Raw genomic sequence first — 25,223 nt, forward strand, 5'->3', positions numbered from 1 at the left:
AGGCAGTAGGGGAATAGGTTAAAAGGGCTGTAAAAACATACTCCCTTATTCCCCTCCCTTTTCGCCTATCGCGAAATAGAGGTTCTTTCCCGTTAATTTGGCAAGCTGCTGCAAGCGGCCTTCCGGGCGATCCGATACAAGATCGGCCAGATCGCTCGGTACGACCAGCGCGATACCGTTTTCTTCCTCACGCCAGTAAAGGCGCGGAATGACCCCCGGCATCGATGCTGACAGCAGATAGACAACGCGCAGCAGCGCGCCGAGGAGCTTTGCCCTGTCGCGCAGGCGCGGCGTGGCAAGCTGCACGATTTCCGGAGCGATTTCGTCTTCGATCAGCCCTTCATGGCGGTAATAATTGGCAAGCGCCATATAAGAGCGGCCTGGATGATCGATGCCGCCGAACGAGCCGTGCGCGATGATATTCAATGCCTGCGAACCACGATAATCCGGATGCGCACGCCAGCTTATATCTGCCACGAGACAGGCAGCTTCGCGATAACGCCCTTCATCCTCGGTCTCGTCATAGCCGAGCAGCGGCAGAGAAAGCGTCGTCCAGACCGCCAGTTCGCGCGCATGGCGCGGCGAGCGCGACCGCAGGATCGCCAATTCTTCCGCAGAAGCGAGCAATGGGTCGAGTTTCTGCTCGTTCTTGGGCAACAGCGAATAGAGATACCCTTCACGCACGCCCAATGCCGAGAAGACAATCTTCGACGGCTTCATGCGCCGGATGGTTTCCAGCATCACGGTTGCGCCATAGGACAAAAGCTGGCGACGGTTTTTCGATACCGCCTCGATGCCGCGCATCGTGTCGATATTGCCCTTGGCGACGCGCTTGAGAAAACTCTGCGCCTCGACCGGGTCCATCTCATATCCATGCATGACATGCAGCGGATAATGCTTGGCCGTCATGTGCAGCTTGGCAAGGTTACGCCATGTACCGCCAACCGCGTAGAAGACCTGTCCCTGATGCATTTCAAGGAGTGAGGCCTTTGCAAGTTCAGTGCGCGTGATCTTCGCAGCTTCGGTCAGCTTTTCGTCGGACATATCCTGAAGACGCAAGCCGCCAAGCGGCAAGGTGATACCCTCGCCGATATCGTGATCGTTGACGGCCACCAGCTCGAGGCTGCCACCGCCCAGATCGCCCGCGACGCCACAAGGCTTGTGAAAACCGGAAATGATACCGAGCGCCGAATAATAGGCTTCTTCCTTGCCGGACAGCACTTCAATGTGCCGCCCGAGAATGGCCTCGGCCTGCGCGATGAAATCAGGGCCGTTCTTCGCTTCGCGCGCGGCAGCAGTCGCCAGCGCATGCACGGAAACCGCGCCCGCCTGTTCGGCAAGCGCACGAAAGCGCCGCAAGGCGCGCAAGGCGATATCGACAGACTTGTCGTTGAGCCGGCCTGTCTTGGCCAGCCCCTTGCCGAGACCGCAAAGGAGTTTTTCGTTGAACAATACCGTCGGTGAACGGACGATACCTTCGTAAATGACGAGACGGATCGAATTCGAGCCGATGTCAATGACGCCGATGGGCTTGAGACCCTTCAGACGGCCTTGTGCTATAGCTGGACTCATGCAGTCGTTTTTCTTTCCGCCTGCGCACGCTTACGATGTGCGATAAGACGGGGGGCCGAAGACTTCAGCGACTTTCCGCGACCCGACAGGCTGGGATTGGTCATGAAATATTCCTGCGCGTTGAAAGCTTCCTCTCCTTCTTCTTTTTCTATCCGGCGAGAGGTGCCGTCCGCAAGTAGCTGATAGCTCTGTTGGTTATCAATTATGTTGGCAAACATGATCTGAGACAGGATTTGCTGGTGCACTGTGGCATTTGTGATGGGCACCAGCGTCTCCACGCGACGGTCGAGATTACGCGGCATCATGTCGGCAGAACCGATATAGACTATCGCCTTGTCGGACGGCAGATCATGCCCGTTTCCAAAGCAGAAAACGCGGCTATGCTCAAGAAAACGCCCGACAATCGACTTGGCGCGAATATTGTCGGAGAGGCCCGGCACACCCGGGCGCAGACAGCAGATGCCGCGCACCACCAGCTCGATATGAACGCCCGCCTGGCTTGCCTTGTAGAGCGCATCAATAATCTGTGGATCGACCAGCGAGTTCATCTTCATCCAGATCGCCGCCGGTCGCCCTGCCTTGGCATGCGCCACTTCATTCTCGATGTGCTTGATAATGCGCGCCCGCAAGGTGAAAGGCGAAATGGCGATTTTCATCTCTTCGGCCGGTTGGGCATAACCGGTGATGAAATTGAAGATATGCGCCACATCACGGGCAATATCGGCATCAGAAGTAAAGAAGGACAGATCTGTATAAATACGTGCGGTGATCGGGTGATAATTGCCCGTGCCCAGATGCACATAGGAGCGCAGCTTCTGGTCTTCGCGGCGCACGACGAGTGACATTTTCGCGTGGGTTTTCAACTCGATGAAGCCGAAAACCACCTGCACGCCGGCGCGTTCAAGATCGCGTGCCCAGCGAATATTGGCTTCTTCATCGAAACGCGCCTTCAGCTCGACCAGCGCGGTAACCGACTTGCCCGCCTCCGCCGCATCAACCAGTGCACGAACGATCGGGCTGTCGTTGGAGGTGCGATAGAGCGTCTGCTTGATGGCCAGCACATCCGGGTCCGCCGCCGCCTGACGCAGAAACTGCACCACAACGTCGAACGACTCATAAGGGTGATGAACCACAATGTCCTTTTCGCGAATCGCGGCGAAGCAATCGCCGCCATGTTCGCGGATACGTTCCGGGAAACGCGGATTGTAGGATACGAATTTCAGGTCATCGCGCGGGATCGAGACGATCTCCGAGATCATGTTAAGCGCCAGAAGCCCTTCATGCACGCTCACGCGATTCTCGGACACGCCAAGTTCGGTCGCCACGAAGACGCGCAAGGCTTCCGGCATTTCGCCATCAAATTCAATGCGGATAACCTGACCGCGGCGGCGGCGCTTCAGCGCCGTTTCGAAGAGACGTACGAGGTCTTCGGCTTCTTCTTCCACTTCAATATCGCTGTCGCGAATGATGCGGAACGTACCTGCCCCGCGCACTTCGTAACCGGGGAACAGTCGCCCGATAAACAGGCTCACCGCATCTTCTATGGTGATGAAACGATAGACGTTCTGCTGATCCGTCGGCAGCTGGATGAATCGCTTCAGAGCCACCGGAATACGCAGCAGCGCCGTCATCGGGTGATTATCGGCACGGCGCGCTAGCTGCAAAGCAATCGAGAAACCCAGATTCGGGATGAACGGGAACGGGTGCGCCGGATCGATGGAAAGCGGCGTCAAAACCGGGAAAATCGTTTCGAGAAAATGACTTTCCAGCCATTCCTTCTCCGGTTCCGACAAACCCGATGGGCGAACGATTTCGATATTTTCCTGCACCAGCTCGTCACGCAAGATGCGGAAACGTCCCTGCTGCTCGGCCTGCAAGCGGCTCACTTCATCCAGAACAAAATCGAGCTGTTCCTGCGGTGTGCGACCATCGGCACTGCGCAGCGCCACACCGGCGCGAACCTGCGCGGCAAGACCGGCAATGCGCACCATGAAGAATTCATCGAGATTGGTGGCCGAGATAGACAGGAAACGCAGACGCTCCAGCAAAGGCTGGCGCATATTTGCGGCCTCGTCCAGAACGCGGCGGTTGAACTGGAGCCAGGAAAACTCACGATTGACGAAGCGATCCGCGCTGCTCATCAGCTCCGCGATCTTATCCTCATTCAAAGCTTTGTGAGCATCAGGTGCGTTTTGCATGTCCGAGCCGATTTCGGAGGTGCTGGCTGGTTCAGCTGTCATATCATGGGCCCCGCTCTGGGTTTTGCTCGCCAACGCACTGTTTTCGTTCATTTTTCCTAATCCGGCATCTGCCGGAAAGAACCGGCGCATCGTAAAGCCTATGGCTGTCGCATGACAGTTTGATAGCAAATCACTTAAATATCCCTAGAATTGATGAAAACGCTTCCGGAAACAAGAGTTTCGCGGTAAACGCAAGCAGAGTTTTGAGCGCGCTGGTCTGAAGCGTGCTATATACCGCGAACGACAGCCCGGAGCGTATTATGTCCGATCACATCATTCCTCATTTCCAGAACGACGCCGGTCATAGTGCCATTGAAATCGGTGTGAAGGAATTCATGTGCGTCGGTGCAAACCCTCCTTTCGATCATCCGCATGTCTTCCTCGACATGGGCGACGAAAGCGAAGTGGTTTGCCCCTATTGCTCGACCCTTTATCGCTACAATGCCAAGCTGCATGCCGACGAAACTCTTCCGACAGGCTGCACCTACGACGCTCCAGCCGATAAAGCGGCCTGATCAGCGATTATTTAAGCCCATCTTATCACAGCATTGGGCAAGAAGACCGATATGGGCAAAGGCCGCATATTGATAGCAGGAGCCGGTGTCGCGGGATTGAGCGCGGCGCTGGAACTTGCAGCACGGGGCTGGACAATCCAGCTCATCGAGAAAGCATCCGCTCTTTCTGAAGTCGGCGCGGGCCTGCAACTGGCCCCGAACGCAATGCGTCACCTTGAGCGCCTTGGTATTGCCGACAGACTTGTTCCTCACACTGTAACGCCTGAAACACTCTATCTTGTTGACGGACGCAAGGCGCGTCCCCTGCTCGCTATGGAACTGGGCAACAAGGCTCGTCTCCGCTGGCGCCATTCTTATGTGGCCTGTCACCGCGCCGATCTGCAATCGGCGCTTTTGCAAGCCTGCGAGGAAAATCCGGTGATCCAGATCAACATCGGCAGTGAAATCCTCGATCATACCGCCCGCGACATTGGCATTGTCGCGACCGTCAAAAGCGAAAGCGGGACGGATATCGTTGGGGCGGACTATCTGATCGCCTGCGACGGGGTCTGGTCTGCGCAGCGTGCCATCGCCGGTTACGACCAGGCGCAGTTCAGCGGCCATATCGCGTGGCGCGCAACATTGGCGACCGATGCCCTGCCCGCCTCTTTCCTGAGCGCTCTTCCAGAACGCAAGGCCGTATCCGCTTGGCTCGGCCCCGACATTCACTTCATCGCCTATCCGGTCAAAGCCGGAACATTTTTCAATTTCGTTGCCATCACAGCAGGCGAAAATCCCGGCGAAAGCTGGTCGAAAACCGGCGACCGCTCAAAACTGCAATCCGCTTATAGAAGCTGGGCCAAGCCCGTTCGTGATGTGTTGGCGGCTGCCGAAGACTGGACCTATTGGCCGCTTTTCGAAATGGCGGAACCGCAGTTTCTGGGGCCGAACCGCACCATATTTCTAGGCGATGCGTCCCATGCCGTCACGCCATTTGCCGCGCAAGGCGCTGCGATGGCGATTGAGGATGCAGCCGCCCTTGCTGAAGCGCTTGACGCCGCCGATCAATCGGCGGGGCTGTGCCGCTTCGAAACTGTTCGCAAGGAACGGATAGCGGCGGTTGCCAAGCGCGGTCAGCTTAACCGCTTTGCCTATCACGCCACCGGACCGATGGCGTTTGGCCGCAACATGCTGTTCGCCCTGCGCCGCCCTGATACTTTCCTGAAGGATCTGGACTGGCTTTATGGCTATGATGCCGTTGCGGCCATACGCGGATAGTCGGTCAAAAGTTACGCCGCGTCGCGCGCAGCTTCCAATGTCGCAACATCGATTTTGACCATCTTCATCATGGCGTCCGCCACGCGCTGACGCACATCAGGCGCACCATTTTCCATGGTATCGAGCAACATGTCGGGTACGATCTGCCATGCGAAGCCATATTTGTCGGTCAGCCAGCTGCATTCCATCGGTGTCCCGCCTTCCAGAAGCTTTTCCCAGAAAGCATCCACTTCCGCCTGATCCTTGCAGCGAACAATCAACGATGCCGCTGGCGTAAACTTGAAATGCGGACCTCCGTTGAGGCCACAGATTTTCTGTCCATCAAGCGTGAAATTCGCGGTGACAGCCTGTTCTTCGTTTTGCTGGTTGCCATGCTTGAAGCGGATGAAACCATCAATTGAAGCCGGTCGCCCGCAGGCGCGAAAGATCGAGACATAATGATTGGCGGCTTCTTCCGCCTGCCCGTCGAACCACAGGCAAATGGTGAGACCTGACATGGTCAATTCCTCCCTGTTTATCCAGTTTGTGCGCTCAGCCCATAACCTTGGCGGCTTCTTCCATGTCCATCCACATCAGCTCCCAGATATGACCGTCCAGATCTTCAAAGCTGCGCCCATACATGAAACCATAGTCCTGCTTGGCCGCCGGATCAGCGCGACCGCCAGCTTTCGCGGCCTTTTCGACCGTGTCATCCACCTCTGCCTTGCTGTCGGCGGACAGGCAGATCAGCACTTCGCTCACCGCACTGGCATCGGCGATTTTCTTCGGCGTGAACTGGCTGAACTTGTCATGATCCAGGATCATCGCGTGGATCGTATCGGAGAAAACCATGCAGGATGCGGTTTCGTCCGAGAACATCGGATTCTTCTTTGCGCCAATGGCTTCATAGAAGCTCGTCGAGCGCGCGACGTCTTTCACGGCTAAATTTACGAAAATCATTTTCGGCATGACATTTCCTCCATTGGCAGGGCGCTGCCCTGTATCCATTATTATTGTTTGTCGCCGCTGCGCCCCGCCGCAGCACCAGACATTTTTCGCGTGTTCTGGCGATGTCCGGATTAAGTTTGCTTGAACATAATGACAGATAAGTTATATTAGGCAACCATGAAGTTAAAAAAAATAACTAAAGGCGATAAACAGGCCGCGAAGCGCAGCTACGATGATGCGTGCGCGGCCGCGCATGGCCTTGATTTAATTGGAGAACGTTGGGCGCTGCTGGTCATGCGAGAACTGCTGCTGGGTCCGAAGCGCTTCAGTGATTTGCGCGCCGATCTGCCGGGCGTGAGCGCGAATGTGCTCACCCAAAGGCTCGAGGGGCTGGAACTGGCCGGCATTCTCCACAAGACCAAATTGCCGCCGCCGGCCTCGGTGCAGGTCTATGAACTCACCGAATGGGGCTATGAAAGCGAACCGATCCTGCAAGCGCTTGGTCGTTGGGCTGCGCGTTCGCCAATGCACGATCCGAACCTGCCGATTTCAACGGTTTCGTTCCTGCTTTCTCTGCGCACCATGCTGGATAGCGGACGCGCCCATGGGATGAATGCCATCATTCACCTGCGACTGGATGGTGAAGATTTCACCGCCCGCCTGCATGATGAGGCACTGGATATCGCTCGCGGCATGCCGGAACGATACGATCTTTCACTCCAGGGCGCACCGCGTATGCTCGCCGCAACCATCTATGGTGGACAGCCATTGGCAGCGCTTGAGGAGGCCAATTTGCTGACGGTCAAAGGGGATCGCATTTTGGCGGAAAAACTGCGCACGCTCTTCCCTTTACCCGACAAGGCACCCCTGCCGGAATAAATATGCAACTTTTTGGTTGCTTATTTTGTCAACGCCGTTAAATTAGCAACCATTGAGTTGCCAATTACGGAGGAGATACACCATGACCGTCGCAAACAAGACAGATCGCATTGAGAAGACCGTCGACATTCGCGCAGGTATTGACCGCGTTTGGCGCGCCTTGACCGACCATGACGAGTTTGGAAGCTGGTTTCGCGTCAAGCTCGATGGCCCGTTCATCGTTGGCGCAGCTTCGACCGGTCACATCACCTATCCGGGATTTGAGCATGTTCGGTGGGAATCCGTTGTCAAGGATATGAAGGCGCCGAACTATTTCGCCTTTACATGGCATCCTTATGCCGTCGAGCCGGACGTGGATTATTCCAAGGAGCCGCCGACGCTAGTGGAGTTCAAGCTTGAACCGATCGAAAGCGGCACGCGCCTGACAGTTGTTGAAAGCGGTTTCGACGCCCTGCCCGCCGAACGCCAGCCTTTGGCGTTGCGCATGAACGATGGCGGCTGGCAGGAGCAGGTCGGCAATATCAAAGCCCATGTCGAAAAATGAGCGTAAATCCGGTTAGTCACGCCATGGAGATTTCCGCTATTTTCGGGGCGCTTGCCGACCCGACGAGACTCGCTCTCATCGAGACATTGAGCGACGGTGAGAGCCGTTCTATCGTGGTGCTGTCACAGAATGGCAGCATCACACGGCAAGCCGTAACCAAGCACCTGACGGTTCTCGAACAGGTCGGGCTTGTGCATCGCGAGAAGATCGGTCGGGAAAGTCATTTCCGCCTGCATCCGGCACCGCTTGTCGATGCCCGCGCCTATCTCGCCGCCGTTTCAACCCAGTGGGACGATGCCTTGCAGCGCCTGCGCCACTTCGTGGAAGATTGAACTATGGCTGCCGTCTATACCGCACGGCGAAACACCTCACCGTCCCCTCTCTCATCGGAGCAAGCTAGCTCAACATGACAATCCAGTTTGAACAAACCTGCCCCATCTTCCGGATTTTCGACATCGAAAAGGCCAAGGAGTTCTATATCGGTTTTCAGGGGTTCACCCTCGACTGGGAGCACCGATTTGCGGAGGATATGCCGCTTTATATGCAGGTGTCGCGCGAAGGCCTGATCCTGCATCTGAGCGAACATCACGGCGATGGCAGTCCCGGCGCTAACATTTTTGTGCGCATGCAGGGCATCGATGCCTTGCACAAGGAAATCACTTCGCGCGGCTATCGCTTCATGCGCCCCGGGATTGAGACCCAATCCTGGGGGCGTGTGATGAGCGTGATTGATCCTTTCGGCAACCGCATCCAGTTCTGCGAAGGACCACACGCAGAGTAAGCGGCAGGTTGATCGAAACTATTCTCCAACAAAAACACCCGCCAGCGTGACTGGCGGGTGTTTTCAATTCAAGGCACTCAACCGGATCAGTGCAGAATCTGGCTGAGGAACAGCTTGGTGCGTTCGTGCTGCGGATTGTCGAAGAACTCGTTTGGCGAATTCTGTTCAACGATCTGGCCCTGATCCATGAAGATCACACGATTGGCGACCTGACGGGCGAAGCCCATTTCGTGCGTCACGCAGATCATGGTCATGCCTTCGGCAGCAAGGCTCACCATCGTATCGAGCACTTCCTTGACCATTTCCGGATCAAGCGCCGAGGTCGGTTCGTCGAACAGCATGACCTTCGGGTTCATGCACAGTGCACGGGCAATCGCCACGCGCTGCTGCTGACCACCGGAAAGCTGGCCCGGATATTTATTGGCCTGTTCCGGAATTTTCACGCGGGCCAGATAATGCATGGCGATTTCTTCCGCCTGCTTCTTTGGCATCTTGCGTACCCAGATCGGGGCCAGCGTGCAGTTTTCCAGAATGGTCAGATGCGGGAAGAGGTTGAAGTGCTGGAACACCATGCCGACTTCGCGGCGCACTTCATCGATCTTCTTCAGGTCGTTGGTCAGCTCGATACCGTCAACGACGATCTTGCCTTTCTGATGCTCCTCCAGACGGTTGATGCAGCGGATCATCGTCGATTTGCCCGACCCCGACGGACCGGCAACGACGATGCGCTCACCGCGCATCACCTTCAGATTGATGTCGCGCAGAACATGAAACTCACCATACCACTTATGCATGTTGGTGATTTCGATGGCGACATCGGTTTTGGATACCTGCATCTTCGAGCCGTCGACCTCGACACCGAGCTCTGATTGCGGGAGGGCGCTTTGTGCACTCATTCCATTATTCCCTTTTGTTCTTTTTATCGTTTATGACCCGTGTCGAGCCGTCGTTCCATGAATATAGAGTATCGCGACATAGCGAAACAGAAAATCCAGAAAACGAAGCCCGCAAAGATGAGGCCGGTAGCAGGCGTCTGTGGAGAAGCCCAGTTGGCATCGGAGAAACTCTGGCGCACGATGCCCAGAAGATCAAACATGCCGATGATGTAGACGAGGCTCGTATCCTTGAAGAGCCCGATGAAGGTGTTCACGATACCCGGAATCACCAGCTTGAGCGCTTGCGGCAGGATGATGAGTCCCGTCTTCTGCCAGTAGCTGAGGCCGAGCGCATCCGCGCCTTCATATTGCCCGCGTGAGATCGCCTGAAGTCCGCCGCGCACCACTTCTGCCATATAGGCCGATGCGAACAGCGCCACGCCGATCAGGGCGCGCAGCAATTTGTCGAAGGTCACGCCCGGCGGCAGGAACAGCGGCAGCATCACACTCGCCATGAACAACACCGTCACGAGTGGAACACCACGCACCATTTCGATGAAAATGATGCTGAATGTCTTGATGACGGGCAGATGCGAACGACGGCCAAGCGCCAGCAGAATGCCGAGCGGCAAAGAGACTGCAATACCCACGAAGGAAAGAACCAGTGTTACCAGAAGGCCGCCCCAGAGTGGCGTTTCCACGAAGGGCAGACCAAACCAGCCGCCAACCAGCAGGAAGAATGCCACGAATGGAAAGACGAAGAAGAACAGAATGGCGTTGAGCGCCTTCTGCGGCACCTTCGGTATCATAAGCGGCACAAGAAGGATGACGAAGAGCAGAGCCGTCAGATTGACCCGCCAGCGCTGATCGATCGGATAGCGTCCATAGATGAACTGCTCATACTTGGCCTGAACGAAAGCCCAGCAAGCGCCGGACCAGCCATCCGGCTGTGCGCCACCCTGTGCGACGGTCAGGCAGGCCGTGCGGTCGGTTCCGCTCCATACCGCATTGATGAAGAGCCACTGAATGGCGGACGGCAGGAACCAGACCAGTAGAAACAGGGCGAAGATTGTCAGAGCCGCGTCGGTTGGAGAAGCGAAGAGATTGACGCGCAGCCAGTGCGAAAAGCCCTGTACCGAACGCGGCGGCTTTTCGCCATCGACCATTTCCGTGCGGATATATTGGAGATCAGCTTTTTCCATGGTCATCTCTCCACCAGCGCCATTTTGGCGTTGAACCAGTTCATAATGGCGGACGTGACCAGGCTGATGCCCAGATAGATCACCATCCAGATTGCCACGACTTCAACCGACTGTCCGGTCTGATTGAGGACCGTGCCGCCGACGGCGACGAGATCCGGATAGCCGATGGCAATTGCCAGCGAGGAGTTCTTGATGAGGTTCAGATACTGGCTCGACAGAGGCGGGATGATAATGCGTAGCGCCTGCGGCACAATGATGAGACGCATCGTCGGCCCAGGGCGCATACCAACCGCATAGGCCGCTTCCGTCTGCCCCTTGTTAACGCCGAGAATGCCCGCGCGAACCGTTTCGGCAATGAACGAGGCTGTGTAGAAGGACAAGGCCAGGAAAAGGGCCAGGAATTCCGGCTTGATCTGAGCGCCGCCCGTCAGATTGAAGGTACCGAGTTTCGGAACGTCGAAGGAAACCGGAAAGCCGGTCGCGATGAAGGCAAGCAGTGGCAGACCGATAATCAGTGCTATCGTCGCACGGATCGTATGGAAGGGCTGACCTGTCGCCATCTGCCTGCGTCTGGCCCAGCGCGCCACCACGAAAGACGCGACAATGCCCAGCACCAGCGCCACCGGAATAAGCCACGCCTTCTCACCCCAGACGGGTGCGGGCATGAAGAAACCGCGGGTATTGATATAGGTGTGCAACGGTCCGCTGATGCTTTCGCGCACATTCGGCAAGGTGGACAAAATGCCGAAATACCAGAAGAAAATGACCAGCAGCGGCGGAATGTTGCGAAAAATTTCAACATAGACCGTGCAGAGCTTACGGATCAGCCAGTTGCGGGACAAACGACCGATACCGACGAGAAATCCGATGATCGAGGCTGTGATAACGCCCAAACCTGCAACATAGAGCGTGTTGACCAGACCCACCAGGAAGGCCCTGGCATAAGTCGAATCGCTGTTATACGAAATCAGTGTCTGACTGACATCGAAGCCCGCGCGGCCTTTCAAAAAGCCGAAGCCCGAGGCGATATTCGCGCGCTGCAGGTTGGTGACCGTGTTTCCGACGATCCAGTAGATCGCGCCCACGACCGCGACGAACACTAAAATCTGGTAGAAGATGCCGCGAACGCGCGGATCGTACAGAAGTGAGGTTCCACCGCTATCATGGCGTTCGGTTGCAGAATAGGAAGCCATATGTTTCCTGTACCTTTGGTCAGGCGCAAAATTTTCGGAACGGAAACAGCGCCCCAAAAACCGGAGCGTCATTCTCGAAACGACAATGCAGCCGAACCATTATTTTTTGCGACGGGCCGGTTCAATTGTCTGGCCAGCGAAATGCTATGAGCTCTTGCGGGCAATCGCCCCAATTTCAAATGCTTGTGCTGCTATCAGATCCCGATGATCTTTGCGGGAAACTGCTTCAACGAAATAGAGAGCCGATAAATCCGGCATGAGGCGGATGCCAGTGCCCCCACCTCATGTCAGATGCAAAAGCTGTCGCCCTTAGCGGATCGGCATGCCGTATTGCAGGCCACCCTTCGACCACTGGGCATTGAGACCGCGTGCGATCTTGAGCGGGCTACCGCTACCCAGGTTACGATCGAACAATTCGCCGTAATTACCGACGCCCTTGATGATCTTGACGACCCAGTCGTTATCGAGGCCGAGATCGGTACCAATCTTGGTATCGGCCTCCGTGCCAAGCAAACGCTTGATTTCCGGATTGTCGGAGTTCTTCATCTCGTCGACATTCGCCTTGGTGATACCGAATTCCTCAGCATTCAACAGCGCGAAATGCGTCCAGCGGATGACGTCAGCCCACTTCGAATCGCCCTGTCGGACAGCTGGTCCAAGCGGTTCCTTGGAAATGATTTCCGGCAGGATGACGTGATCATCCGGATTGGCGAGCGTCAGGCGAATTGCATAGAGGCCGGACTGGTCGGTGGTGTAAGCATCGCAACGACCAGAATCATAGGCCGCATTGGCTTCGTCGACCTTTTCGAAGACGACCGGATTATATTCCATTTTATTGGAACGGAAATAATCGGCCATGTTCAGCTCGGTCGTCGTGCCGGCCTGCACGCAGATGGAAGCGCCCGAAAGCTGAAGCGCCGAGTTGATGCCGGAGAGCTTCTTCGAGTTGATCATGAAGCCCTGACCGTCAAAATAGTTGACGCCCGGAAAATCGAGGCCGAGCGAAGTATCACGGCTAATGGTCCAGGTCGTGTTGCGGATCAGAACGTCCACTTCACCTGATTGCAGCGCCGTGAAGCGCTCCTTCGCATTCAGCGGTGTAAACTTCACCTTGGTCGGATCGCCGAAGATCGCCGATGCAACCGCGCGGCAATAATCGACGTCAAAGCCGGACCATTCACCCTTGTCGTTCGTGGAAGCAAAACCGAGAAGACCGGTGTTCACACCACATTGCACGAAGCCCTTTGCCTTAACGTCGGAAAGTGTGTCGGCGGATGCCCCCGAAGCCGCGCCAAAAAGCGCTGCTGCACCCAGTACCCCCATCAAAACTGTATTTTTCATCTGGCCTGCAACCTTTTTGTTCCCTGGAAACGATGGGCGTAAACACACCACGCGTTTCTCTCGTTGTTTGTTGCATAGGTCTTTCCGGAAAAGCCGTGCGCTCCTCCCCAACCCATACTGCATTAGCAGACCGCCCCTCGCCCGAGACCGGTTATCCGGTCTTCTATTTATGTCTGAGCATAGTGACGCCTGTCGCCTTCACCGCCTTATCGAAGGCGATAATTGGGCAATGGTCAAGTTAATATCGGCAGCAAAATCAGCGTTTCGTGGAAAAGTTCGGGAGCGAACCGATTTTTTTTACACGGTTTCCCAATTTCTGGGGAGCGCGACCAACCGAACGCAATAATTGACGCCTGCCAGAATTACCCCAAGGAAAACATAGTAATAACAAATGTTTAAATGAATTACATTTTGCTACAATGGTCCGAAGACCAGACAAAATGGGTCAGAATCACACCCGCGGGAGTGCTTGTCCGTCTTCCAGAGAAAAAATAATATTTCGCGTCGCCATGTAGCGCGCCACCCACCAGGTTGCGAGCAATCCTATGGTACAACCTGCCACAATGTCGGTCGGGAAATGCGCCCCGGCTGCAAGCCGGCTGATGCAGAACAACAGGCCAACGACAATGATCGGCAAGCGCCAGCGCGGCAGGAAAATACTCAGTGACATCATCATGATACCGGCCATCATCGAGTGACCGGATGGGAAGCTTTCATAAAGAAACTCGCCCTTGAAGGGCGAAAAATAGGCTGCACCATACTGATCGAGCAAAAACGGACGCGCGCGCCCGATCGCCAACTTGCCGATTTCCGACGGGATGCTGCCCACCACGATGGATGCCAGAACCAGCGTGGCCCAGCCATGCCACCGCGTGAGCACGCTGCGCATCTGACCCCGATAGGTGGGCGACAGAACAAAGGCTGTGACCACCCAGACGACGAGCGCGACAGCCAGCCAGACAACCGTGCGAATGGCATCGGTGACAGTCCGCAGAACTTCCATGATGATATTGCTGCTTCCAGCCGCCGCACGGACGATATCGGCATCCCACAGATGCAGAATCAGGATGATGAACGGCAGCAGCACGACGATTGCAGTCATCTGCATCGTCCAGGAAGACGGCGCGCCCTTGTAGGCCGGTCTCAGACAAGCGCGAATAAGTTCAATGGCCGCATATACCGGATTGAGAAGCGCGTTTTTCAAATCCGGTGATGACATTCCATTATTCCCTTTTCGCATCGCGTCTTGCGTTTCAAGCACTGAACGCGGGGTTGCATCCAGCCCTGACGCGGCTTATCGAATGAACTTCTAAATATTCCGCAACAGACGGAATCGATGGTCTTTCTGCCAACCGCATCTGGCCGCATCCGGTAGTCGGTACGACCATGCAGAACTCTCTCAAATGAGAGCCGGCGGAACGCATGCAACATGGTCTGGAGGCAATTTCGTGGCTAAGCAGCAAGATAAGACGGCGAAACTGGGGATAAACACACGACTGGCGCATGATGGCTATCAGCCACGCGACTATCACGGCTTCGTCAATCCGCCCGTCGTCCGCGCCTCGACCGTGCTTTTCCCGGATGCCCAGAGCATGGTGACCGGCGACCAGAAATACACTTATGGCACGCGCGGGACGCCAACCAGCGATGCGCTTTGCGAAGCAATCAACGCACTGGAAGGCTCTGCCGGAACAATCTGTGTGCCATCCGGCCTGGCAGCTGTCACCGTGCCGCTGCTGGCATTTCTGTCTCCCGGCGATCACGCTTTGCTGGTCGATTCGATCTATAATCCGACCCGTCACTTTGCCGATACGATCCTGAAGCGCATGGGCGTGGATGTCGAATATTATGACCCGGAAATCGGAGCGGGCATCGCAGCGTTGATGCGGCCCAATACCAAGGTCGTCTTCACGGAATCACCCGGCTCCAACACGTTCGAGATGCAGGACATTCCGGCCATCGTAGACGTCGCCCATAAGGGCGGCGCCATCGTGATGATGGACAATACATGGGCAACGGCGGTCTATTTCAAGGCGCTCGATTTTGGCGTGGACGTTACCATTCACGCCTCCACCAAATATCCATCCGGCCATTCCGACATTCTGTTCGGCACCGTGTCCGCCAATGAAAAGTGCTGGCCGCAGCTTCTGGAAACCCACGGCACGCTTGGACTTTGCGCCAGTCCCGACGACACCTATCAGATCCTGCGCGGCATGCGCACCATGGGGGTTCGTCTGGAACATCACCGCAAGAGCGCTCTGGAAGTCGCCCATTGGCTGGAAAGCCACCCTGCGGTGGCGCAGGTTCTGCACCCGGCGCTCGAAAGCCATCCCGGCCATAATATCTGGAAGCGCGACTTCACAGGCTCGTCAGGTATTTTTTCCTTCGTGTTGAAAGAAGGCGGGCAAGCGGAAGCCCATGCTTTCCTCAATGCGCTTGAGATTTTCGGCCTCGGCTATTCATGGGGTGGTTATGAGAGCCTTGCGTTGCAGGTGCGCGTTGCCGACCGCCTGATTGCCAAGGGCAATTATCCGGGTCCGGTCATCCGCCTCCAGATCGGTCTGGAAGATGTCGCGGATATCATCGCCGATCTTGAAAAGGGCTTTGCAGCCATCTGAACAATTGGCAGCGCTTCAGACTTTGCTGAAAGCGCTGCCAATGGCACACTATGCGCGGTGGCTTGGTTTTAAAACGCGGCCAGCGCCGAAGGATAACATCATGATGAATGCAGTTTTCATTATTCAGGGTTTCATCGCCATCGGGCTCGCCGTTCTGGCGATTGCGGTCATTTTGCGCTATCGCCGCTAGTGACTGTTTTCCCTGCAAATTCTCCTTTAATTTCAAGCAACCGATTTCAATGCGAATCGTTCTTATTGCATTATCGGGTTCATGGAGGAGAGAGAAATGCGGAAAGTAGCACTTGGGCTGGTGGCGCTGATGGCAATTTCGGGCTGCACCACCACTGAAAAAGATCTTACAATAGGCACTGGCGCAGGCGCCATCATCGGCGGCATTGCCGGTGGCGGACGTGGCGCCCTGATCGGCGCGGGTGCTGGCGCCCTCGGCGGTCTGCTGGTGCGCGAGCTGCGTAATGGCAATTGCCAATATCGCAACCGTCATGGCCAGATTTACGTTGCGCGTTGCAGACGCTAAGCCAAGACGAACGAAAAATCGCATTCAGAAGCGCCGGATAATCCGGCGCTTTTTATTTGCACTGCAAATTTGTCCTCTCCTTCAGCACCTTGACCTTCAATTATTTACCAAGTTCAGAAGAGGAACTTTCGTCCGGCACCTTCGTTTTATAAAAGAATACAGTCATTCATCGTGATCATTCAGGGAGATGTTCGATGAAACTCGCTTTGAAAGCTGCTCTCGTTGTAGTGGGAGTCTTGTCGGCAGGCGCGGCGCAGGCCGCAAATGCAATCTCCACTGCCAATCTCAATATCCGTACCGGGCCAAGCACCAGCTATCCTTCCATGGGCGCTATTCCGGGTGGCGCGCCCGTGACGGTGCATGGTTGCACCTCGGGTTATGGCTGGTGTCAGGTGAGCTATGGCTCGACCTATGGCTGGTCTGCGTCACGCTATATCGCGTTCCGGGAAGGAACAGTCGGCAGCGGTTATTCTGATGATTTCGGACGCAATGCCGCCCTGATCGGTATTCCGCTGATCGCGGGCGTGGCAATCGGCTCTGCGCTCAACGATCGCGATGATTACTATTATCGTCGCGGCCACTGGGGAGGACGCCCGGATTACCGCTATCGTAACCGAAACTGGGATCGCCCCGGCTGGCACGGCGGTCGTCCCGGCGGCTATGGCGGCCCACGTGCCTATATACGTCCGCGCGGTAACGAACCGCGATAATGTGACGAACAGGTCAAGAAAATGGCGGGGCAAAACCCCGCCATTCTTCGTTTATTCCGATACCGTCTGCGGCGTGAGATTCAGCATCGGGATCGAGCTGTTCGGCAACATGGTCGAAGGCAGTTGCCCGTTCCACCGTTCGGCCTGGGTCAGCGACACCAGACCCGGATTGTCACGCAACGCATCGCCGCGTGCCTTGATAGCGGTTGCTTCCGCCTCACCGCGCAGGCGAATGGCTTCGGATTCAGCTTCAGCCTGAAGACGCACAGCATCGGCCTGAGCTTCAGCTTCTGCACGGCGCGCATCGGCTTGCGCCTTGGCCTGCGTCACAGTGATTTCCGCCTGCACCTTTTCGCGCTCGGCGTTCTGACGCAAGCGCTGAACTTCCACCTCGGCCAGCATGCGCTGCTCGATGGACTGTTCATAGGCATCCGAGAAATCGATATTCTCGATCTGGACGCTATCGACGACCACCGGTCCGCGCACGCTGTTCTGGATGGCTTCTGCTATCTCCTGATTGAGACGGCTGCGCTCCTGAATGGCGGTCACGGCATTGAACTTGCCGAACACCGTCTTGCTTTCCTCGAAGACGCGACGCTCCACCAGACGCGAAAGCAGACCATCCTCACCGCCGTAATTGGCGTAGACTTCCTCCACGCGATCCGGAGGAATGCGATAATTGACCGACAGGTTCATGGTAGCCGGTTGTTGGTCGCGGCTATAGGCTTCCATCTGATTATAGATCGCAGCTTTCGACTGTACCGAAACGCGCACGATGGAACCGATCATGGGAATCTTGAACCCCAGCCCTGGCTGCGCGACACCAGCCACCGCGCCATAGCGCAGAATAACACCGCGTTCACCTTCGTCGATCGTGTACCACGAACCCAGAACAAAGCTAAGCAAGACCAGACCGACAAACCCGGCCACCGCCGTTGGAATATAACGCATGCCCTCTCCTCTTTCATTTATTTAAGCTTTGCTGAAATACGCGCAAAAGCTGCAAACAAGAAAGAAAATCGGACTATATCCACCGAATATCGCCAGATTTACTGTCGTCGCCGGTATTGAGCCTGGCTTACGTTCTGCCAGTGTATGGAAAACAAATAAGCGAGTCAGGCTTTTCTGGATTGGGACAACATTTCTGCGGACGAGCGATAACACATCCATCGGCTTGTGCGTCGGTCGCTGCATAGGCCGCGGGCGTGAAAGTAATGATAGCGAACGAAATAACTGGAAATAAAACTCTCATAACAACCCTTTCCAATGAGAATACCGGCGCTTTTAAGCGCGATTCTCACCTTCGAGGTATTCCAAGTTCTGACGGCCACAGACTGGCTCGCAGGTCCGGGCGTGCCAAATGCAAGGCATAATTCCTGCGAAATGATCGCGGACGCCAAAATGAACGGAGAGGAAGTTGAGAAGAAGTGGCGATCCCGGCAGGATTCGAACCTGCGACCTACGGCTTAGAAGGCCGGTGCTCTATCCAGCTGAGCTACGGGACCTCGTCTTTTAAAAGTCGAAGACATGTGCAGCGCTCCGGGTTTCAGTGAAATCCAGAGCGGTGGTAACTCGGCCTTAGCGCGAACCACAAGGCCGGGAAAGCTGTCAATGCGTCCAGGGCATCGTGCGGTCGAAGCGGAAATTGTCCGAATAGGACACTTTGCGGCGCTTCGGTTCATTGGGCTCGGAAACGCGATAGGCAATGCCGTAGCGCTTTGCATAGGCAATAGCGTCTTCCTGGCTATCGAAAGCGAGACGGATCTGGCTTCTCATGTCGCCTGACGACGTGTAGCCCATCAATGGCTCGACCTTGCGCGGGCTTTCCGGCTCGTATTCGAGGATCCATTGATCTGTCTTGGCCTGACCGGACTGCATTGCAGTCTTAGCTGGACGGAAAATGCGTGCAACCATTTGAAGAACCTTGGACTATGCTCTTGTCGCCCCCGTAAGGGCTCTTAATTTCAACAAGGCAATAGTAGACCCACCAATCCATGTCAACGCGATAAAGACGCACGGTTCAAGCCAAGCACAGGATAGCTCGGTTTTTCAGATCAATCATGGTGGGGAAAAATGGTCGGAGCGGCAGGATTCGAACCTGCGACCCCCTGATCCCAAATCAGGTGCGCTACCAGACTGCGCTACGCTCCGTGGCCCTTTCGGACGTTGAGTTCCCTAGAGAATTCGCTTTCCTAAGGCAAGAGCTATTTTCAAACTTTCATAAAAAAATCGACGGGTTGACACATAACAGGACCGGACACCCCGAAAAGTCCCCGTAATGCCGCGACCGGTGCCCGCAGCTGGTCCAAAACCACAAATGGCAAAGGGAAGGTTCACAGGTGCAAACCTCCCGTTGAGCGCACCGGCCTGCGACTCGCAAGGCCGGTGCAGATTCGCGGATAAAATCAGTCTTCAGAGCCGTAGGCGTCGAAGTCGAAATATTTGTCGTTGATTTCCTTGTATTTTCCGTTCGCACGGATAGCCTTGATGGCGGCATTGAACTTTTCAACCAATTCCGGCCGACCCTTCTTCAAGGCGACGCCCACGCCCACACCATGAATTTCCGGGTCCGGCGGATAAGTGCCCACCATCTTGCAGCACGCGCCATCCGGCGTCTTCAGCCATTCGGCCAGTGTGACGCTGTCGTCATTGGCGGCATCCAGACGACCATTGGCGAGATCGAGGCGATATTCTTCCGCCGTCGGATAAGCCTTGATCGTGCTGTCGGTAAAGGCATGCTCGGCATAATTGGCATGCGTGGTGGAAACCTGAACGCCGACCGTCTTGCCTGCGAGGTCCGCCTTGGTCACGCCCTTGATATCGCTATCCTTCGGGACGGCAATGCCTGGAGGCGTGTTGTAATATTTGTTGGAGAAGTCGACCTGCTTCTTGCGTTCTTCCGTGATCGACATGGACGACACATAGGCATCGAATTTATCAGCCTGTAGCGCCGGGATCGTCCCGTCCCATTCCTGCGTGATGAAAGTGCATTCAGCCTTCATCTCATCGCAAAGCGCTTTCGCGATGTCCACGTCGAAGCCAGACAGCGTGCCATCCGGGTTGATGAAATTGAACGGAGGATAGGCGCCTTCTGTGCCGATGATGAGTTTCAGTGGCGCTTCGGCATTTGCGGCAGTCATTGCCATCCCGCCGATCGCAGTTGCAATGGTCGCAATTGATGCAGCCAAAACGATACGCTTCAAGACACGCATAAAAGTTCTCCCAATTTACTTTGACTGGTTCCCTTATTGATGTGCCGACCCAGCCGCCGGCAGGGTGTTCACAACAGTCAATGCAAATTGACGACTCGCAGTGCCTTCCCCCGCCCTATCAATAGATGTTTCTTTGAAATCTGGACAATGTCTTTTCGTGCGAAGGCTTCAGTATCGATCAGACTGAAGCTTCGCGCACCATTCGCGTCAGCAAAAAACCCGTCACGCCGCTGCATCGGTGACCAGCGGCGAAGGACTATACGCTCTATCTGCCCGGTTCTATCCAAATAGCCCGACAAACATCCAAACGACGATGGATGCCATCAGACTGGCAATCAAAACGGTAAGAACCTGGGTTCCCTGCCTGCCCTGACGAACATTCTGTGCCTCGAATTCCTTCGGCGGCAATGCGCGCGTGACCATGACAGCCTCCTCTCAAAGAGGCCTTTTATTGTGCGCTGGAATAACGACGAAAAAGCGGCTGCCAACAGCCTGTAACGCCCCGACAAAACACAGTTCTGACGTTACGTCAGAACATGAAACACAGTCTTGTTTCGCGCTTGAATAGCATCTCCATGCCTAAAGTAGCAGACACCGTAGAATTGACAGCCCTGGTAAAGTAAGTTTACCAATCAATCGTCAACATAAGTCAACGATCGGCAATAGGCACCTCCTGGGAGAGGATGGCTGTCCATTGCCTATTCATCGGCACGCAGACCGATGAAGCATTTTGCATTGAAGAGAGGAACATTTTCAGTCCAGGAAGGGAGGAACCATGCCCTGGAATCAAGTATATGACCCTTTGGGCAGCATGTTTTGGTCAACATTGCTCGCCGCTTTGCCAATTGTCGTCCTGCTGGGCGGCATCGGCTTTCTCCATATGAAGGCCCATACTGCAGCAATACTCGGTCTTCTGACCGCTCTCGTCATCGCCGTCATTGGATTTGGAATGCCCGCCGACAAGGCCGGCGCAACAGCCGTCTACGGCGCAGCCTACGGCCTGCTGCCCATCGGCTGGATCATTCTGAACGTCATTTTTCTCTATCGCCTCACCGAACAGACAGGGCAATTCAACATCCTGCGCGATTCAATCGCCGGGATCACGCCGGATCGTCGGCTCCAGCTTCTGTTCATCGCCTTTTCCTTCGGCGCCTTTTTTGAAGGTGCGGCGGGTTTCGGCACGCCAGTGGCTGTCACCGCCGCCATGCTCATGGGGCTGGGCTTTGCCCCTCTCCCGGCGGCAGGCCTGTCGCTGATTGCGAACACCGCCCCCGTCGCCTATGGCGCACTTGGAACACCGGTCATCGCGCTTTCCGCCGTGACCGGCATCGACCTCCTGCAGCTATCCGGCATGATCGGGCGGCAATTGCCATTCTTCTCGGTTATCGTACCCTTCTGGCTGATATGGGCCTTTGCCGGGCGTAGAGGCATGCTGGAAGTCTGGCCTGCCTTGCTGGTTGCCGGTGTCGCCTTTGCGGTGCCGCAATATCTGGTTTCAAACTTCCATGGTCCGTGGCTGGTCGATGTGATTGCCGCCGTCTGTTCCATGGTAGCGCTCGCCGGATTTCTGCGGATATGGCAGCCGAAACGCATCTGGACGTCCACCAGTCTCGATGCGGATGAAGTCGCCGCGCCCTATACACCGCCCCAGCAACATGCGAGCCGCACCGTTTTCCGCGCATGGCTGCCTTGGCTGATCCTGTCGGTCTTCGTGTTTCTCTGGGGAACGCCGCAGTTCCGCACATGGCTCGACTCGCTCTGGGTGCTGAAGGTTCAGGTGCCTTATCTGCATAATCTGGTGTTCAAGGTGCCGCCCGTCGTCGCCGAAGCCCATGTAGAGGCGGCGGTCTATACGCTCAACCTGCTATCGGCCACCGGATCGGGCATCCTGCTCTCTGCCATCGTGGCGGGACTGGTTCTCGGCTTCAATCCGTTCAAGCTTCTCAAGGAATACGGCAAGACCGCTTATGTGGTGCGCTTCTCGCTCATCACCATCGCTGCCATGCTGGCACTTGGCTATGTCACGCGCTATTCCGGCACAGACGCCACGCTTGGCCTTGCGTTCGCGCAGACCGGCTGGGTCTATCCGTTCTTCGGCGCAATGCTGGGTTGGCTGGGTGTTGCGCTCACCGGTTCGGACACGGCATCCAACGTGCTTTTCGGCGGATTGCAGAAGATTACCGCCGAGCAACTTGGGCTGTCGCCGGTGCTGATGGCTGCGTCCAACTCGTCGGGCGGCGTCATGGGCAAGATGATCGATGCGCAGTCCATCGTCGTCGCCTCCACGGCAACCCAGTGGTACGGCCATGAGTCGAAAATCCTGCGCTACGTGTTTTTCCACTCGATTGCACTGGCATCGCTCATCGGCCTTCTCGTGATGGCACAGGCCTATCTGCCGCCATTTACCCATATGGTTCCGGCAGAAACCCTGCCCGCCGTAACTCACTGATCATACGGTCAGACCAACAACAGCCCACGCAAGCATCAGCTTGCGTGGGTTTTTTTTATCGGAACCGATGCCGCGCTCAAGCGTTCCAACCTTATCGATCATAATGAGGAGTTACACGTGAACAGAAACGGGCTTTATCTGATTATCGGCGCGTTGATCGTCGTTGCGGCTGGTCTGGCTTTCTACGTCTATCGCGAAGAAACAAAACCCGCCGGGATTGAGTTGAAAATCGGAGAAGGTGGTGTTTCCGTTCAGGAAAATTGAGGTCTGAAAAGGTTATAAACATATAAACCGATTTAGATTTCAAACGCTTACGCTTTGTGATGCAACGTTCTGGACAGCTCCGTGTTATTTGCTTCGCCAGATGAACGGAGGATCGAAATGAGTATCCAGACTGTTTCCGATGAACTTTATCGTCGTCACGAACGCGAATGGGCCCAGTGGCGCGACGCAGTTGAAGAGCAGGAATCGAACCAGAAACAACAGGATAAGGTTTCCGGTGAAACTTCCTGTGACGGCAAGACGTCCGGACACTGATTAGCTTCTTCACATTGAATTAGAGACGCCGCGCCAGCGGCGTTTTCTATTTGGTGGGGCAGCCATCGCCCGATCATCCTCAGGTAACGAAATGCGAAGGAAGACTTGTTAGCGTCTAGCCATCGCGATTCGAACAGGGGTCAGACACATGGCTGCACGGAAGCCTGCCCGAAAGGCTGCACCGAAAAAGAGGTCCCGCACCACCAAGGGCGGATCTGGTTCGTCTGCGCCTGTACTAGCGCTGGCAGCAATCCTCGGTCTCGGTGCTTTCAGCCTGTGGGCCACATCGCAGCACAAGAGCCCACAGGACGCGCTGGTCGCTCTGTTCCAGCGTTCCGCGACCAATCCATTCGCATCGACCTCGCCCCGCACAGAGAGCAAGCCGACCGTTACCGCCAAAGCTCCAGAGCCGACCGCGCCGTCCAAGGACAAGGACTATGGCGCTGCAGTTGGTCCTGTGCCGCGTCCGTCTGCACCTGTTGCGCCTGTCGTACAGAAGCCCGTTCAGCAGGCAGCAGTGCAAGCCCCCACTCAAGTGACCGTTCAGGCGCCAAAGCCTCCACGTCCGACCAATCAGGTCGTTGCATCAGCGCCTACCGGCCCACATATGATGCCGCCACGCGGCGTCAACACACCCGCGCATTCGCCTTCGGTGGTCTATGCCCGGACGCAACTGACCATTCACAAAAACGCCTGGGATAAATCGGCAGCCATCGGCACTGTGGAAAAAGGGCGCGAGATGCGCTCCTACGGTAAAACCGGTCGCTGGCATCGCATTATCGTTCCGAAAACCAATATGATCGGTTGGGTGCATGAGGACCAGCTTGTCGGTGGTCGCAACAAGCCGGATAGCGCAACGCTGATTACCGGTTCGGTGACCAAGAAGCCGGAGATAGCGAAAAGCGTGCCAGTGCAGACACAGTCCCGCATCGTCCCGCCCAAGGCGGTTGGGGACAAGAACTAGGGTTTTCGGGATTCCAAAGCCATGGCTTCAATCTGCGGGTCGCCGGGGAGATATTTAAACCCGGCTGCGATCAGCGACGACGTATCCGCCGTCAGATCGCCGAACAACTGCTCATAAAGCCCCTTTTTGCCGAGACCCGTCAGCAGCAAGCGCATCAGCACTGGCGGGAAAGAGACAAGCCGCGTCGGACGCCCCATGGCACGGCGGGCGATGGATACCAGCTCGCGTGTTGAACGTGGCTTGGGTTCGGCCAGATGGAACACCCGTCCCGCGACTGTCTCGGCAGGAGCTTCCGACAGGAATACAAGTGCGCGGGCGGCATTCTGCAAGGACACGAAGCTGCGCTGGTTGTTCGCCATACCGAAAGGCAGCGGAAATGCACTATCGCAGAGCTTCATCAAGGCCCTGAGATTGGCGCGCGCGCCGGGACCGTAGACGAGCACGGGACGTGCAATCACAATCTCGATGCCGGTCATTGCCAGCAAAGCCGCTTCCGCTTTTGCCTTGGCGCGTCCATAGTCGTCGCCTGCCCTCGAGGACAGCGGCATGTCGGACGTGAGCGGCGACGGGTTTCCGGCAATCGTGTAGATGGTCGAAACGAAAATGAAGCGCTTTACGCCCGCCTGCTTTGCCTTTGCGGCGAGTTCAACGGTTAGACGATGATTGACGGCATCGAAGGCATCGGCATCGGGTCGTTCCGCGCCCGTGCGATGCGCAAGCGCCGCGCAATGCACAACCGTTTCAATGCTTGAAAAATCCGCATCTGCCAAATCGTTGCGAGAGAGGGGCGTGACCTGATGCCCATCGTCATGCAGTTGCCGCGTAACCGCGCTGCCGATATACCCGCCTGCCCCCGTGACGACTATTTTCAC

27 protein-coding genes and 2 tRNA genes are annotated in these 25,223 nt (G+C 56.0%); 13 read left to right on the plus strand and 16 right to left on the minus strand.

The window, feature by feature from the left end:
• Nucleotides 1-45: 45 nt before the first annotated feature.
• Both ppx and ACTJKP_RS08925 read right to left on the minus strand, forming a co-directional pair.
• Entirely contained in the window at nt 46-1,572 is a 1,527-nt protein-coding gene (gene ppx / locus ACTJKP_RS08920) for an exopolyphosphatase (RefSeq protein ID WP_440630376.1), read from the minus strand.
• On the minus strand, nt 1,569-3,812 hold the full coding sequence (locus ACTJKP_RS08925) for an RNA degradosome polyphosphate kinase (protein ID WP_440630377.1): 2,244 nt from the start codon (nt 3,810-3,812) through the stop codon (nt 1,569-1,571). The genes ppx and ACTJKP_RS08925 overlap by 4 nt, the downstream gene beginning before the upstream one ends.
• 260 nt (nt 3,813-4,072) lie before the next feature.
• Here ACTJKP_RS08925 and ACTJKP_RS08930 point away from each other — a divergent pair, with 260 nt between their 5' ends.
• Both ACTJKP_RS08930 and ACTJKP_RS08935 read left to right on the plus strand, forming a co-directional pair.
• Nucleotides 4,073-4,327 carry a zinc-finger domain-containing protein gene (locus tag ACTJKP_RS08930; RefSeq protein ID WP_440630378.1) on the plus strand — a complete coding sequence of 85 codons (255 nt, stop codon included), beginning with the start codon at nt 4,073-4,075 and terminating at the stop codon, nt 4,325-4,327.
• Between the two features lie 51 nt (nt 4,328-4,378).
• A complete protein-coding gene (locus ACTJKP_RS08935; protein ID WP_440630379.1) occupies nt 4,379-5,584 on the plus strand; it encodes an FAD-binding protein in 1,206 nt (401 codons plus the stop codon).
• 11 nt (nt 5,585-5,595) lie between these two features.
• Here ACTJKP_RS08935 and ACTJKP_RS08940 read toward each other — a convergent pair whose 3' ends face one another.
• Both ACTJKP_RS08940 and ACTJKP_RS08945 read right to left on the minus strand, forming a co-directional pair.
• Nucleotides 5,596-6,081, minus strand: a complete 486-nt coding sequence (locus ACTJKP_RS08940; RefSeq protein WP_078340486.1) for a VOC family protein — start codon at nt 6,079-6,081, stop codon at nt 5,596-5,598.
• A 34-nt stretch (nt 6,082-6,115) separates the two neighbouring features.
• Complete coding sequence (locus ACTJKP_RS08945; protein WP_078340485.1) at nt 6,116-6,532, minus strand: VOC family protein; 417 nt, start codon at nt 6,530-6,532, stop codon at nt 6,116-6,118.
• Nucleotides 6,533-6,688: 156 nt separating this feature from the next.
• On the opposite strand from ACTJKP_RS08945, the gene ACTJKP_RS08950 reads away from it, so the two are divergent.
• The 4 genes from ACTJKP_RS08950 (at nt 6,689) to ACTJKP_RS08965 (ending at nt 8,715) form a co-directional block, all read left to right on the plus strand.
• On the plus strand, nt 6,689-7,390 hold the full coding sequence (locus tag ACTJKP_RS08950; RefSeq protein WP_440630380.1) for a winged helix-turn-helix transcriptional regulator: 702 nt from the start codon (nt 6,689-6,691) through the stop codon (nt 7,388-7,390).
• 82 nt (nt 7,391-7,472) lie between these two features.
• A complete protein-coding gene (locus tag ACTJKP_RS08955; RefSeq protein ID WP_078340483.1) occupies nt 7,473-7,934 on the plus strand; it encodes an SRPBCC family protein in 462 nt (153 codons plus the stop codon).
• A 23-nt stretch (nt 7,935-7,957) separates the two neighbouring features.
• Entirely contained in the window at nt 7,958-8,266 is a 309-nt protein-coding gene (locus ACTJKP_RS08960; RefSeq protein ID WP_440630381.1) for an ArsR/SmtB family transcription factor, read from the plus strand.
• A 74-nt stretch (nt 8,267-8,340) separates the two neighbouring features.
• On the plus strand, nt 8,341-8,715 hold the full coding sequence (locus ACTJKP_RS08965) for a glyoxalase superfamily protein (protein ID WP_440630382.1): 375 nt from the start codon (nt 8,341-8,343) through the stop codon (nt 8,713-8,715).
• Between the two features lie 86 nt (nt 8,716-8,801).
• On the opposite strand, the gene ACTJKP_RS08970 is transcribed toward ACTJKP_RS08965, so the two are convergent.
• From ACTJKP_RS08970 to lpxE, 5 genes are all read right to left on the minus strand, one after another.
• Nucleotides 8,802-9,611, minus strand: a complete 810-nt coding sequence (locus ACTJKP_RS08970) for an amino acid ABC transporter ATP-binding protein (RefSeq protein ID WP_078340480.1) — start codon at nt 9,609-9,611, stop codon at nt 8,802-8,804.
• Nucleotides 9,612-9,634: 23 nt separating this feature from the next.
• Nucleotides 9,635-10,792: an amino acid ABC transporter permease gene (locus ACTJKP_RS08975; RefSeq protein WP_440630383.1), complete on the minus strand. Its 1,158-nt coding sequence runs from the start codon at nt 10,790-10,792 to the stop codon at nt 9,635-9,637.
• 2 nt (nt 10,793-10,794) lie between these two features.
• Entirely contained in the window at nt 10,795-11,985 is a 1,191-nt protein-coding gene (locus ACTJKP_RS08980; RefSeq protein WP_440630384.1) for an amino acid ABC transporter permease, read from the minus strand.
• 309 nt (nt 11,986-12,294) lie between these two features.
• Nucleotides 12,295-13,326, minus strand: coding sequence for an amino acid ABC transporter substrate-binding protein (locus ACTJKP_RS08985; RefSeq protein ID WP_440630385.1), 1,032 nt, complete (start codon nt 13,324-13,326; stop codon nt 12,295-12,297).
• A 451-nt stretch (nt 13,327-13,777) separates the two neighbouring features.
• Nucleotides 13,778-14,545, minus strand: a complete 768-nt coding sequence (lpxE, locus tag ACTJKP_RS08990; RefSeq protein WP_440630386.1) for a lipid A 1-phosphatase LpxE — start codon at nt 14,543-14,545, stop codon at nt 13,778-13,780.
• A gap of 229 nt (nt 14,546-14,774) precedes the next feature.
• Here lpxE and ACTJKP_RS08995 point away from each other — a divergent pair, with 229 nt between their 5' ends.
• The 3 genes from ACTJKP_RS08995 to ACTJKP_RS09005 all read left to right on the plus strand — a co-directional run bounded on the left by ACTJKP_RS08995 (nt 14,775) and on the right by ACTJKP_RS09005 (nt 17,189).
• The gene (locus ACTJKP_RS08995; RefSeq protein ID WP_440630387.1) at nt 14,775-15,944 is read left to right on the plus strand and encodes a cystathionine beta-lyase; all 1,170 of its coding nucleotides are present in this window, start codon (nt 14,775-14,777) and stop codon (nt 15,942-15,944) included.
• Between the two features lie 286 nt (nt 15,945-16,230).
• Nucleotides 16,231-16,479: a YMGG-like glycine zipper-containing protein gene (locus tag ACTJKP_RS09000; RefSeq protein WP_078340474.1), complete on the plus strand. Its 249-nt coding sequence runs from the start codon at nt 16,231-16,233 to the stop codon at nt 16,477-16,479.
• A gap of 194 nt (nt 16,480-16,673) precedes the next feature.
• Entirely contained in the window at nt 16,674-17,189 is a 516-nt protein-coding gene (locus ACTJKP_RS09005; RefSeq protein WP_078340473.1) for an SH3 domain-containing protein, read from the plus strand.
• Nucleotides 17,190-17,240: 51 nt separating this feature from the next.
• Here the strand turns inward: ACTJKP_RS09005 and ACTJKP_RS09010 are convergent, their stop codons facing one another.
• From ACTJKP_RS09010 to ACTJKP_RS09035, 6 genes are all read right to left on the minus strand, one after another.
• Nucleotides 17,241-18,140 carry an SPFH domain-containing protein gene (locus ACTJKP_RS09010; protein WP_440630388.1) on the minus strand — a complete coding sequence of 300 codons (900 nt, stop codon included), beginning with the start codon at nt 18,138-18,140 and terminating at the stop codon, nt 17,241-17,243.
• A 477-nt stretch (nt 18,141-18,617) separates the two neighbouring features.
• Nucleotides 18,618-18,694: transfer RNA gene (locus ACTJKP_RS09015), tRNA-Arg, on the minus strand.
• A 103-nt stretch (nt 18,695-18,797) separates the two neighbouring features.
• Nucleotides 18,798-19,103 (minus strand): ETC complex I subunit, encoded by a 306-nt coding sequence (locus tag ACTJKP_RS09020; RefSeq protein ID WP_078340765.1) that lies wholly within the window; start codon nt 19,101-19,103, stop codon nt 18,798-18,800.
• A gap of 160 nt (nt 19,104-19,263) precedes the next feature.
• Nucleotides 19,264-19,340, minus strand: a tRNA-Pro gene (locus tag ACTJKP_RS09025).
• Between the two features lie 254 nt (nt 19,341-19,594).
• Entirely contained in the window at nt 19,595-20,401 is an 807-nt protein-coding gene (locus tag ACTJKP_RS09030) for an ABC transporter substrate-binding protein (protein ID WP_440630389.1), read from the minus strand.
• A gap of 279 nt (nt 20,402-20,680) precedes the next feature.
• A complete protein-coding gene (locus ACTJKP_RS09035; protein WP_162762641.1) occupies nt 20,681-20,824 on the minus strand; it encodes a hypothetical protein in 144 nt (47 codons plus the stop codon).
• 352 nt (nt 20,825-21,176) lie between these two features.
• On the opposite strand from ACTJKP_RS09035, the gene ACTJKP_RS09040 reads away from it, so the two are divergent.
• The 4 genes from ACTJKP_RS09040 (at nt 21,177) to ACTJKP_RS09055 (ending at nt 24,351) form a co-directional block, all read left to right on the plus strand.
• On the plus strand, nt 21,177-22,850 hold the full coding sequence (locus ACTJKP_RS09040; RefSeq protein ID WP_440630390.1) for an L-lactate permease: 1,674 nt from the start codon (nt 21,177-21,179) through the stop codon (nt 22,848-22,850).
• Between the two features lie 117 nt (nt 22,851-22,967).
• Nucleotides 22,968-23,114, plus strand: coding sequence for a hypothetical protein (locus ACTJKP_RS09045; RefSeq protein WP_113533966.1), 147 nt, complete (start codon nt 22,968-22,970; stop codon nt 23,112-23,114).
• Nucleotides 23,115-23,231: 117 nt separating this feature from the next.
• Entirely contained in the window at nt 23,232-23,387 is a 156-nt protein-coding gene (locus tag ACTJKP_RS09050) for a hypothetical protein (protein WP_167836021.1), read from the plus strand.
• Nucleotides 23,388-23,535: 148 nt separating this feature from the next.
• A complete protein-coding gene (locus tag ACTJKP_RS09055) occupies nt 23,536-24,351 on the plus strand; it encodes a hypothetical protein (RefSeq protein ID WP_440630391.1) in 816 nt (271 codons plus the stop codon).
• Here the strand turns inward: ACTJKP_RS09055 and ACTJKP_RS09060 are convergent.
• Nucleotides 24,348-25,223, minus strand: coding sequence for an NAD-dependent epimerase/dehydratase family protein (locus ACTJKP_RS09060; RefSeq protein WP_440630392.1), 876 nt, complete (start codon nt 25,221-25,223; stop codon nt 24,348-24,350). The two genes, ACTJKP_RS09055 and ACTJKP_RS09060, sit on opposite strands and share 4 nt — an antisense overlap.

This window comes from Brucella sp. 22210 (assembly GCF_052045675.1).
Taxonomy (GTDB): domain Bacteria; phylum Pseudomonadota; class Alphaproteobacteria; order Rhizobiales; family Rhizobiaceae; genus Brucella.

What these genes read in the sequence shown, in the direction of transcription:
- ACTJKP_RS09005 (WP_078340473.1), top strand. Translation starts at nt 16,674, where the DNA reads ATGAAACTCGCTTTGAAAGCTGCTCTCGTTGTAGTGGGAGTCTTGTCG.
- ACTJKP_RS08960 (WP_440630381.1), top strand. Translation starts at nt 7,958, where the DNA reads ATGGAGATTTCCGCTATTTTCGGGGCGCTTGCCGACCCGACGAGACTC.
- ACTJKP_RS09000 (WP_078340474.1), top strand. Translation starts at nt 16,231, where the DNA reads ATGCGGAAAGTAGCACTTGGGCTGGTGGCGCTGATGGCAATTTCGGGC.
- ACTJKP_RS08975 (WP_440630383.1), bottom strand. Translation starts at nt 10,792, where the DNA reads ATGGAAAAAGCTGATCTCCAATATATCCGCACGGAAATGGTCGATGGC.
- ppx (WP_440630376.1), bottom strand. Translation starts at nt 1,572, where the DNA reads ATGAGTCCAGCTATAGCACAAGGCCGTCTGAAGGGTCTCAAGCCCATC.
- ACTJKP_RS08930 (WP_440630378.1), top strand. Translation starts at nt 4,073, where the DNA reads ATGTCCGATCACATCATTCCTCATTTCCAGAACGACGCCGGTCATAGT.
- ACTJKP_RS09055 (WP_440630391.1), top strand. Translation starts at nt 23,536, where the DNA reads ATGGCTGCACGGAAGCCTGCCCGAAAGGCTGCACCGAAAAAGAGGTCC.
- ACTJKP_RS09020 (WP_078340765.1), bottom strand. Translation starts at nt 19,103, where the DNA reads ATGGTTGCACGCATTTTCCGTCCAGCTAAGACTGCAATGCAGTCCGGT.
- ACTJKP_RS08980 (WP_440630384.1), bottom strand. Translation starts at nt 11,985, where the DNA reads ATGGCTTCCTATTCTGCAACCGAACGCCATGATAGCGGTGGAACCTCA.
- ACTJKP_RS08950 (WP_440630380.1), top strand. Translation starts at nt 6,689, where the DNA reads ATGAAGTTAAAAAAAATAACTAAAGGCGATAAACAGGCCGCGAAGCGC.
- lpxE (WP_440630386.1), bottom strand. Translation starts at nt 14,545, where the DNA reads ATGTCATCACCGGATTTGAAAAACGCGCTTCTCAATCCGGTATATGCG.
- ACTJKP_RS09035 (WP_162762641.1), bottom strand. Translation starts at nt 20,824, where the DNA reads ATGGTCACGCGCGCATTGCCGCCGAAGGAATTCGAGGCACAGAATGTT.
- ACTJKP_RS08940 (WP_078340486.1), bottom strand. Translation starts at nt 6,081, where the DNA reads ATGTCAGGTCTCACCATTTGCCTGTGGTTCGACGGGCAGGCGGAAGAA.
- ACTJKP_RS08925 (WP_440630377.1), bottom strand. Translation starts at nt 3,812, where the DNA reads ATGACAGCTGAACCAGCCAGCACCTCCGAAATCGGCTCGGACATGCAA.
- ACTJKP_RS09010 (WP_440630388.1), bottom strand. Translation starts at nt 18,140, where the DNA reads ATGCGTTATATTCCAACGGCGGTGGCCGGGTTTGTCGGTCTGGTCTTG.
- ACTJKP_RS09050 (WP_167836021.1), top strand. Translation starts at nt 23,232, where the DNA reads ATGAGTATCCAGACTGTTTCCGATGAACTTTATCGTCGTCACGAACGC.
- ACTJKP_RS09030 (WP_440630389.1), bottom strand. Translation starts at nt 20,401, where the DNA reads ATGCGTGTCTTGAAGCGTATCGTTTTGGCTGCATCAATTGCGACCATT.
- ACTJKP_RS08970 (WP_078340480.1), bottom strand. Translation starts at nt 9,611, where the DNA reads ATGAGTGCACAAAGCGCCCTCCCGCAATCAGAGCTCGGTGTCGAGGTC.
- ACTJKP_RS08965 (WP_440630382.1), top strand. Translation starts at nt 8,341, where the DNA reads ATGACAATCCAGTTTGAACAAACCTGCCCCATCTTCCGGATTTTCGAC.
- ACTJKP_RS09040 (WP_440630390.1), top strand. Translation starts at nt 21,177, where the DNA reads ATGCCCTGGAATCAAGTATATGACCCTTTGGGCAGCATGTTTTGGTCA.
- ACTJKP_RS08985 (WP_440630385.1), bottom strand. Translation starts at nt 13,326, where the DNA reads ATGAAAAATACAGTTTTGATGGGGGTACTGGGTGCAGCAGCGCTTTTT.
- ACTJKP_RS08935 (WP_440630379.1), top strand. Translation starts at nt 4,379, where the DNA reads ATGGGCAAAGGCCGCATATTGATAGCAGGAGCCGGTGTCGCGGGATTG.
- ACTJKP_RS08945 (WP_078340485.1), bottom strand. Translation starts at nt 6,532, where the DNA reads ATGCCGAAAATGATTTTCGTAAATTTAGCCGTGAAAGACGTCGCGCGC.
- ACTJKP_RS08955 (WP_078340483.1), top strand. Translation starts at nt 7,473, where the DNA reads ATGACCGTCGCAAACAAGACAGATCGCATTGAGAAGACCGTCGACATT.